The 8,643-nt window shown below is 64.0% G+C and carries 8 protein-coding genes; all 8 read left to right on the top strand.

The window, feature by feature from the left end:
- The first annotated feature begins 430 nt into the window (after window positions 1-430).
- The 8 genes from HBR93_RS12690 (at window position 431) to HBR93_RS12655 (ending at window position 8,589) form a co-directional block, all read left to right on the top strand.
- Entirely contained in the window at window positions 431-1,513 is a 1,083-nt protein-coding gene (locus HBR93_RS12690; protein WP_169960422.1) for a serine hydrolase, read from the top strand.
- Window positions 1,510-1,824, top strand: coding sequence for a hypothetical protein (locus tag HBR93_RS12685; protein ID WP_057439782.1), 315 nt, complete (start codon window positions 1,510-1,512; stop codon window positions 1,822-1,824). The genes HBR93_RS12690 and HBR93_RS12685 overlap by 4 nt, the downstream gene beginning before the upstream one ends.
- Before the next feature lie 108 nt (window positions 1,825-1,932).
- Window positions 1,933-3,108 carry a M20 aminoacylase family protein gene (locus HBR93_RS12680; RefSeq protein WP_057439780.1) on the top strand — a complete coding sequence of 392 codons (1,176 nt, stop codon included), beginning with the start codon at window positions 1,933-1,935 and terminating at the stop codon, window positions 3,106-3,108.
- Between the two features lie 58 nt (window positions 3,109-3,166).
- Window positions 3,167-4,477, top strand: coding sequence for a citrate-proton symporter (locus tag HBR93_RS12675; protein ID WP_057439778.1), 1,311 nt, complete (start codon window positions 3,167-3,169; stop codon window positions 4,475-4,477).
- Window positions 4,474-5,916 (top strand): amidase, encoded by a 1,443-nt coding sequence (locus HBR93_RS12670; protein WP_169960421.1) that lies wholly within the window; start codon window positions 4,474-4,476, stop codon window positions 5,914-5,916. Before HBR93_RS12675 ends, HBR93_RS12670 begins: the two co-directional genes overlap by 4 nt.
- Window positions 5,917-5,979: 63 nt before the next feature.
- Complete coding sequence (locus HBR93_RS12665) at window positions 5,980-6,750, top strand: IclR family transcriptional regulator (RefSeq protein ID WP_057439776.1); 771 nt, start codon at window positions 5,980-5,982, stop codon at window positions 6,748-6,750.
- Between the two features lie 89 nt (window positions 6,751-6,839).
- Window positions 6,840-7,430 carry a YceI family protein gene (locus tag HBR93_RS12660; protein WP_115127567.1) on the top strand — a complete coding sequence of 197 codons (591 nt, stop codon included), beginning with the start codon at window positions 6,840-6,842 and terminating at the stop codon, window positions 7,428-7,430.
- Between the two features lies 1 nt (window position 7,431).
- Window positions 7,432-8,589 (top strand): phosphatidylserine/phosphatidylglycerophosphate/cardiolipin synthase family protein, encoded by a 1,158-nt coding sequence (locus HBR93_RS12655; RefSeq protein WP_057958757.1) that lies wholly within the window; start codon window positions 7,432-7,434, stop codon window positions 8,587-8,589.
- Window positions 8,590-8,643 lie beyond the last annotated feature (54 nt).

Genomic DNA, 8,643 nt, shown 5'->3' with positions numbered 1-8,643 from the left:
AGGCGCCCCGTTAAACCACGATGGCCGCAGGCAGGTATTGCGCAGTGGGCACCCCGGCATGGATGCCGGGGTAGCCGCGACACGGCCATGGATGGCCGATCGCGGCGGGCCCACGGAGCAATGCCTGACTGCGGGCATGCCGAGCCTAGGCGAGGCACCGAGTGGTGGGGCAAGAGCCCTTTTGGTTACTTTTGGGGCTCTTTTCCAAAAGTGACCCGCTGTAAGAGCGGAACCAATAGCCGCCGTGACCACAGCAACGGATATGTACACAAACCCAATAAGCACTAGATAAAAGAGTTGTGTAGATACCTATGGCCATCGCGGGCAAGCCCGTTCCCACAGGCGCTATGTGGTGGTTCCCAGGCCTGTCGCCAAACCGTCATTTATCTGCATTAGGCTCGCGGGCTTGAATGCCCCCGAGTGCTTGTCCATGGTCAAAGGCCTGCTGTCCGTCGCCTTGCTGCTGTTCACCGCTACCGCACATGCCCAGACCTGGCCGACGAAGGATTGGTCCCAGGGCCCGCAGTTGGCCGGTCCCGCCGTCAAGGCGCTGGAGGACTATGCGTTCCCGGCGCGCAATGACATCACCCGCGAAGGCATCCGCACCGACGCATTGCTGGTGATCCGCGATGGCGCAGTCATTTATGAGCGCTATGCAGCACCGACCACCGCCACCACGCCGCACCTGACCTGGTCCATCAGTAAAAGCCTGATGGCCACCGTCCTGGGCGTGGCGTACGGCGAAAACCGCTTCAAACTGAGCGACCCGGCCGCACGCTTTTATCCACCGATGAAGCAGCACCCGACCATTACCCTGGGGCACCTGCTCAATTGGGCCTCGGGCCTGGACTGGCAGGAAGACTACGAATACGCGCCGCTGAAATCCTCGGTGGTGGCCATGCTCTACACCCGTGGCCGCGCTGATATGGCGGAGTTTGCCGCTGATACCAGCCCCTTCGCCGCACCTGGCCAGGCATTCCGCTACTCCAGCGGTGACAGCAATCTATTGTCTGCTGCCCTCAAGGGCATGCTTGGCCATAAGGCTTATGTCGATTACCCGTGGACCGCGCTGTTCACGCCCTTGGGCATTCGCAGTGCCAGCTGGGAAAGCGACGCCAATGAAACCTTTGTCGCCTCATCCTATGCCTATATGACTGCCCGCGATCTGGCACGGATTGGCTTGTTGATGGCGCGGGACGGGCGTTGGGGTGAGCGGCAATTGCTGCCCAAGGCCTGGGTCGATTTCAATCGCCAACCCCTGGCGCAGTACATCGCGGGCCAGGACGAGGCGGTACCCGGCGGCCACTGGTGGCTCAACCGCCACGTGCAGGGCGCTGCCCGGCCCTGGCCGGATGCGCCCGACGATGCCTTCGCAGCCTTGGGGCACTGGGGCCAGGCGTTGTATGTGTTGCCCGAGGCACAACTGGTGATCGTGCGCTACGGCGATGACCGCGACGGCAGCTATCGCCACAACGAACTGCTCAAACGCGTGCTCGCGGCGGTGCAACCATGATCCGTCGTCGCCCGTTTATCAGCCTGTTTCTCCTGCTGTTGCTCGCCTTGCTGGGTTGGATCTGGCACGAGCGCGTCAACCTGCAAGCCTTCCCCGACATCATCGCGGCGTATACGGCCAAGGAGTATTGCTCGTGTCGGTATGTGGCGGGCAATCCTGCTGACTATTGCCTGGGGTATGTGAAGCAATACGTTCCCACCAGCGCCTTTGCCGATCATCCGCAAACGCGCCTGGTCACCGCCAGCGGCCTGGGCCGCAGCCACAGCGCCCAATGGCTGGGTGAACGCCAGGGTTGCCGCCTGCTGCCCTGAGGTTCCACAGGGTGGAACCACCTTTGATTGTCCTCGCACGCCCATCGCGGTTATCTGTGGCGGTGCCACAAGAAAGAACGGGAACACCCGCCTGCGAGGAGAGTCACCATGCGCCCACACCAGCACATCCTGGATTGGCTGAGCGATGTCGCCAGCGACCTGCACGCCGTGCGCCAGGACATCCACGCCCACCCTGAACTGGGGTTTGAAGAAAACCGCACCTCGGCCCTGGTCGCCCAATCCCTGAAGGACTGGGGCTTCGAGGTCCATACCGGCATCGGCCACACCGGCGTGGTCGGCGTGCTGCGCAATGGCAGCAGCCCACGCACCCTGGGGATCCGGGCCGATATGGATGCCTTGCCGATTATCGAAAACACCGGCGTCGCCTACAGCAGCCAGCATGCCGGCTGCATGCATGCCTGCGGTCACGACGGTCACACCGCCATGCTACTGGGCGCCGCGCGCTACCTGGCGGCGACGCGTCAGTTCGACGGTACCCTCAACCTGATTTTCCAGCCGGCCGAAGAAGGCCAGGGCGGCGCCGAAGCGATGCTCGCCGATGGCTTGCTGGAGCGCTTCCCCTGCGACGCGCTGTTCGGCATGCACAATATGCCCGGCCTGCCCGCCGGCCACCTGGGCTTGCGGACCGGGCCGATGATGGCTTCCCAGGACCTGCTCACCGTGACCCTCGAAGGCGTCGGCGGCCACGGTTCCATGCCGCACCTGACCGTGGACCCGTTGGTGGCCGCCGCCAGTACGGTGATGGCTTTGCAGACGGTGGTCGCGCGCAATATCAATGCCCAGGAAGCTGCGGTAGTCACGGTCGGCGCCCTGCAAGCGGGGCAGGCCGCCAACGTGATTCCTCAGCAGGCCATCCTGCGCCTGAGCCTGCGTGCCCTCAATGCGCCGGTACGCGAGCAGATGCTGGAGCGGGTCAAGGCAATCATCCAGACCCAGGCCGCCAGCTTTGGCTGTACCGCACAGATCGAACACCGCCCGGCCTACCCGGTGCTGGTCAACCATGCCGACGAAACCGAGTTCGCCCGCCAGGTCGGCATTGCCTTGCTCGGTGAAGCGGCGGTCGACGCCAATACGCCCAAGTTGATGGGCAGCGAAGACTTCGCCTGGATGCTCCAACGCTGCCCCGGCAGCTACCTGTTTATCGGCAACGGCGTGTCGCGGCCGATGGTCCACAACCCGGCCTATGACTTCAACGACGAGATCCTGCTGACCGGCGCCGCCTATTGGGGCGCCCTGGCCGAGAGCTGGCTCAAGCCGGCCTGACCACCTGCCTTTTTCCTGCCGCTGGACCTTTCCTCAACAGGTTGAATGGAGTGTTCTCATGCAGACTTCAATAAAAGGTGTGTCCCGCACCCGGCAAGTGGTAGCGGCGGTGGTCGGCAACGCGCTGGAGTGGTACGACTTCATCGTCTATGGCTTTCTGGCCAGCATCATCGCCCGGCAGTTCTTCCCCTCGGACGATGAGTACGCATCGCTGCTGATGGCCCTGGCCACCTTCGGCGTGGGCTTCTTTATGCGCCCGGTGGGCGGCATCCTGCTCGGCATGTACGCCGACCGCAAAGGCCGCAAGGCCGCCATGCAGTTGATTATCCGCTTGATGACCGTGTCCATCGCACTGATCGTGTTTGCGCCCAACTACGCCGCCATCGGCATGGGCGCACCGCTGCTGATCGTAGTGGCGCGGATGCTCCAGGGCTTTGCTACCGGCGGCGAATATGCCAGCGCCACGGCGTTCCTGGTGGAAAGCGCACCGGCTCATCGCAAAGGCCTTTACGGCTCCTGGCAATTGGTCGGGCAGTGCCTGGCGGTGTTTGGCGGCGCGGCGATGGTGGCATTGGTCACTCACTTCTTTTCCCCGCAGACCCTCGACCTGTGGGGCTGGCGCCTACCGTTTGTATTCGGCTTGCTGATTGGCCCGGTGGGCTTGTGGATTCGTCGGCACATGGAAGACCCCGAGGAGTTTATCGAAGCGCGCAAACAGGCCACCGGCCCGGCGCCGAGCCTGATGACAGTGTTGCGTGAGCATCGGCGCAGCATCCTGGTGAGCATGGGCCTGGCGTGCGGTGCGACGGTGTCGTTCTACGTGGTGCTGGTGAATATGCCGACCTTCGCCCACAAGAACCTCGGCCTGCCCCTGGACCAGGTATTGATGGTGCAGATGTTTGCCGTAGCGCTGATGACCGTGGTCATTCCCTTGTCCGGCCTGCTCTCGGATCGCCTGGGCCGGCGACCGGTGTTGATGGGCTTTACCCTGGCGTTCTTTGTGATGGTTTACCCGCTGTATGTGTGGGTCGCGGCGGCGCCGTCCATCGAGCGTTTGTTGGTGATGCAAGTGATGCTGTGCACCGCCATCGGCGGCTTCTTCGGCCCGGCGCCGACCGCCCTGGCCGAGCAGTTTCCCATCGAGGTGCGTTCCACCGGTGTGTCGGTGGCCTATAACGTGGCGGTGATGGTGTTCGGCGGTTTTGCCCCGCTGATCGTCACCTGGTTGAGCAAAGAGTTGGGCACACCGGTGGCCCCGGCGTTTTATGTGCTGTTCGCTTGCGTCCTGACGCTGCTGGGCACTTACTGCATGCATGAAGCGCCGAGGGCTGCAGCGCCGGCGCGCTTTGCCAAGGGGGTGAAACCTTGAACATCGTTGAACTGGATGCGCTCGAGCTGTCCCGGGCGATCCATGCACGGCAGGTGTCCTGCCACGAAGTGATGCAGGCCTATCTGGCGCAGATCGCGCGCTTCAACCCCTCGGTCAATGCCCTGGTGTCGTTGCGCGACGAAGCCGATGTGCTGGCCGAAGCCCGTGCCTGTGACCTTGAGCTGGACCAGGGCCGCTCCCGTGGCTGGATGCACGGCATGCCCCAGGCCATCAAGGATCTGGCGGCGACCCAGGGCCTGCGCACCACCCTGGGCTCGCCCCTGTTCGCGGAGCAGATTCCCAGTGAAGACGCGATCGTCGTGGCGCGGGTGCGTGCCAGTGGCGCGATTATCATCGGCAAGAGCAACGTGCCAGAGTTCGGCCTGGGGTCGCAGACCTACAACAGCGTGTTCGGCACCACCGGCAATGCCTATGACCCGACCTTGGTCGCGGGCGGCAGCAGCGGCGGGGCGGCGGTGGCCCTGGCGCTGCGTATGCTACCGGTGGCCGATGGCAGCGACATGATGGGTTCGCTGCGCAACCCGGCGGCGTTCAACAACGTGTTCGGCCTGCGTCCTTCCCAGGGCCGCGTACCCCATGGCCCGGCGCCGGAGGTGTTTGTCCAGCAACTGGCCACCGAAGGCCCGATGGGGCGCAGTGTGGCGGACGTGGCGCGGCTGTTGAGCGTCCAGGCCGGTTATGACCCGCGGGTGCCGTTGTCGCTCAAAGACGATCCCGGCGTGTTCGGCACGTCGTTGGCCCGTGATTTCAACGGCGCACGCCTGGGTTGGCTGGGGGACTACAACGGCTATCTGCCGATGGACGACGGCGTGCTGGGCCTGTGTGAGTCAGCCCTCGGCGATTTCGGCGCGCTGGGGTGCGAGGTAGAAAGCTGCCAGCCGGACTTTTCCATGGCGCGCCTGTGGCAAACCTGGCTGGTCCATCGCCATTGGCTGGTGCAGGGCACGCTGGGGGCGGCCTATGCCGCCCCCCATAAACGTGCGTTGCTCAAGCCTGAAGCGCAGTGGGAAGTCGAGGGCGGCCTGGGCCTGAGCGCGGCGGATGTGTATCAGGCGTCGCTGGCGCGCAGCGACTGGTATCGCGCCTTGGCCAGGTTGTTCGAACGTTACGATTTTCTGCTGCTGCCCAGCGCACAAGTGTTCCCTTTCGATGCACAACAGCCCTGGCCACGCGTCGTCGGGGGGCAAACCATGGACACCTATCATCGCTGGATGGAGGTGGTGATCGGCCCCACACTGGCCGGCCTGCCGAGCATGAGTGTGCCGGTGGGCTTCAACCCCCGTGGCTTACCCATGGGCTTGCAGATCATCGGCCCGGCCCAGGCGGATCGCGCCGTGCTGCAACTGGCGTATGCCCATGAACAACTGACGCGCTGGGTGCAGCGTCGCCCTCCGCAATGCCTGCGGGCGAACGCCTGAGCGGGTATCGGCCTGTATCTTGCTGTGAAATTCGATCATCCATCAGCAACCGGGAGATCAGCCATGGGCAGCAACGCCGACACAGGTACTGTGCGCTCAGTGGAGCGGGCACTGGCCATCATCGAGTTGCTCGGTGAGCACCAGGCCCTGGGGCTTGAGGAGCTGCATTACCTGACGCGCCTGCCCAAGGCCACGGTGTCGCGCATGCTGCTGACCTTGCAGGAGCAGGGCTGGATCTATCGCGGCCTGAGCGACCGGCGTTATCGCATCAGTGCCCAGCGTTTGTTTGGCGATACCCAGCAACGGTTCAAGCGCCGCCTGGTGGAATGCGCGGCGCCCTGGCTGCTGGAACTCAGCGAACGCACCGGGCTGGTGGCGGATTTGTCGAACTTTGACGGCGAACGCCTGGAAGTCATGGAAAGCGCGATCCCCACGGTGCTGCGCAAGCTGTACCCGAACAACTGCCAGATCGTCGGCCAGCATGCCAGTTTGTTCCACTCGGCCATGGGCAAGGCGTGCCTGGCCGAGTTGGCTTCTGATGAAGTAGAGCGCCTGGCCAGCCGCGAACATGTGCCGGCCGACGACCAGTACCGCGCCTGTGAGCAATCCCAGCACCAGGGGTTTGGCCAGCGTACCGAGGGGTACTGGGAGTATCCGGTGCGCTTGCCGTTCCTGATCCGCGCGGTGGCCCTGCCGGTGCGGGCCAATGGCCGGTTGGTGGGGAGCATGGCGTTGCACTGGCCGATGCACCAGGCGCCGGTGGAGCGGGTGTTGAGTTTGCATCTGGCCAGCCTGGAGGCGACTGTGCGCGGGGTACAGCATGCGTTGGGCTGAGGGGGATATACATTGCTGTCTCCCTTACATTGCGTGCAGCAAGCCGGCCAGTTAATGTTCAGGCAGGTTTTTCTCCGCGCGAGTGTTTAATGTTCAACACATCCCTCCTCAAACCCCTGGCTCTCTTGCTGCTGGCCACTGCCTCCCTGCCCGCACAGGCCGCCTGGTATCTGGATAACGAATCCTCACGGCTGTCGTTCGTCACCACCAAAAACACCGATGTTTCCGAAGTCCAGCGCTTTCTGGTGCTGCATGGCAAGGTCGACGAGAAAGGTGCCGCGCAGTTGGAAGTCGAGTTGGAGTCGATCAACAGTGGCATCCCGCTGCGTGACGAGCGCATGCGCAACGACCTGTTCCAGATCAAGACCTACCCTGATGCGCAGATCAACGCGCAAATCAATCTGCAGCCGATCAACGATCTGGCCACCGGCGCGCAACTGGAGTTGCGCCTGCCGCTGTCCGTCACCCTGCACGGCAAGACCCAGACCTACAACGCCGAGCTGCTGGCCACGCGCCTGGATGACCGGCGTTTCCAGGTGGTGACCCTGGAGCCGCTGGTGCTGCACGCCAAGGATTTTGATTTGCTCACCGGTGTCGAGACCCTGCGCAAGGCTGCCGGCCTGGACGCGATCAGCCTGTCGGTGCCGGTAGGTGCGGTGCTGATTTTCACGGCGCGCTGACATGAGTGGCGCGGTGTTCCCCTGGCGCAGCGCCAACCGCTATGAATTGCTGATCGACGGCCCGAATTTTTTCCCGCAGATGCTCGTGGCGATTGCCCGTGCCGAACACCAGGTGGAGCTTGAGCTGTATCTGGTGGAGGCGGGCGCCTGCGCCGAGGCGATGGTCCAGGCCCTGGTGCAGGCGGCCGAGCGTGGGGTGCAGGTGCGTTGCCTGTTCGATGACTACGGCAGCCTGGCGTTTACCCTCAGCCTGCGGCGCCGCCTGATCGAGGCCGGGGTGCAATTGCGGTTCTACAATCCGCTGCGCTGGCGCCGCGGGATGCGCAACCTCTACCGCGACCATCGCAAGCTGCTGTTGGTCGACCAGACTATCGCCGTGGTGGGCGGTACCGGGGTCACCGACGAGTTCTGGACCCCTGGCCAGGACACCTGCGACTGGCACGAAGTGATGGTGCAAATCAGCGGCCCGCTGGTGCAGGACTGGCAGGCCCTGTTCGACAGGCAATGGCGGGTCAACGACCACCGCCGGGCCTGGAAGCCGGCCACGCATTTTGGTTTGCCACGCCTGCCCAAGGTGCCAGCGACCGGGCCGGGCCTGGGGCGAGTGGCGTATGCCGACGCCGGGCAACACCGGGACATTTTGCAATCGCTGATCCGCGCCTTGAACAACGGCCAGCACCGTATCTGGCTGGCCACGCCGTACTTCTTGCCCACTTGGGGCGTGCGTCGGGCCCTGCGCCGTGCGGCAGGGCGTGGTGTGGACGTGCGCCTGCTGCTGACCGGGCCGCGCACCGACCACCCCTCGGTGCGTTACGCCGGGCACCGCTACTACCCGCGCCTGCTCAAGTCGGGGGTGAAAATCTTTGAGTACCAGCCGTGTTTCCTGCACCTGAAGATGGTGCTGGTGGACGACTGGGTGAGCATTGGCTCGTGCAATTTCGATCACTGGAACCTGCGTTTCAACCTGGAAGCCAATCTGGAAGCATTGGACCCGGCGTTGACGCTGGCGGTGGCGGGCAGTTTTGAGCGCGATTTTGCCCAGAGCCAGGCGGTCAGCCTTGAGGCGTGGAAGGCCCGGCCATTGTGGCGGCGGGTGAAGCAGCGGGTGTGGGGGTGGATTGACCGGTTGGTGGTCAATCTGCTGGATCGAAGAGGGTAGGGAACACACCGCAATCAACTGTAGGAGCTGGCTTGCCTGCGATGCAGGCACCTC

The sequence above is a fragment of the Pseudomonas sp. WS 5411 genome, from assembly GCF_012985595.1.
Lineage (GTDB): Bacteria > Pseudomonadota > Gammaproteobacteria > Pseudomonadales > Pseudomonadaceae > Aquipseudomonas > Aquipseudomonas shahriarae.
Note: the sequence above shows the minus strand (reverse complement) of the source record. Positions and strands in the feature narration are given on the sequence as shown.

Coding starts and splice junctions, on each gene's coding strand:
- HBR93_RS12690 (WP_169960422.1), top strand. CDS start 431: ATGGTCAAAGGCCTGCTGTCCGTCGCCTTGCTGCTGTTCACCGCTACC.
- HBR93_RS12685 (WP_057439782.1), top strand. CDS start 1,510: ATGATCCGTCGTCGCCCGTTTATCAGCCTGTTTCTCCTGCTGTTGCTC.
- HBR93_RS12680 (WP_057439780.1), top strand. CDS start 1,933: ATGCGCCCACACCAGCACATCCTGGATTGGCTGAGCGATGTCGCCAGC.
- HBR93_RS12675 (WP_057439778.1), top strand. CDS start 3,167: ATGCAGACTTCAATAAAAGGTGTGTCCCGCACCCGGCAAGTGGTAGCG.
- HBR93_RS12665 (WP_057439776.1), top strand. CDS start 5,980: ATGGGCAGCAACGCCGACACAGGTACTGTGCGCTCAGTGGAGCGGGCA.
- HBR93_RS12660 (WP_115127567.1), top strand. CDS start 6,840: ATGTTCAACACATCCCTCCTCAAACCCCTGGCTCTCTTGCTGCTGGCC.
- HBR93_RS12655 (WP_057958757.1), top strand. CDS start 7,432: ATGAGTGGCGCGGTGTTCCCCTGGCGCAGCGCCAACCGCTATGAATTG.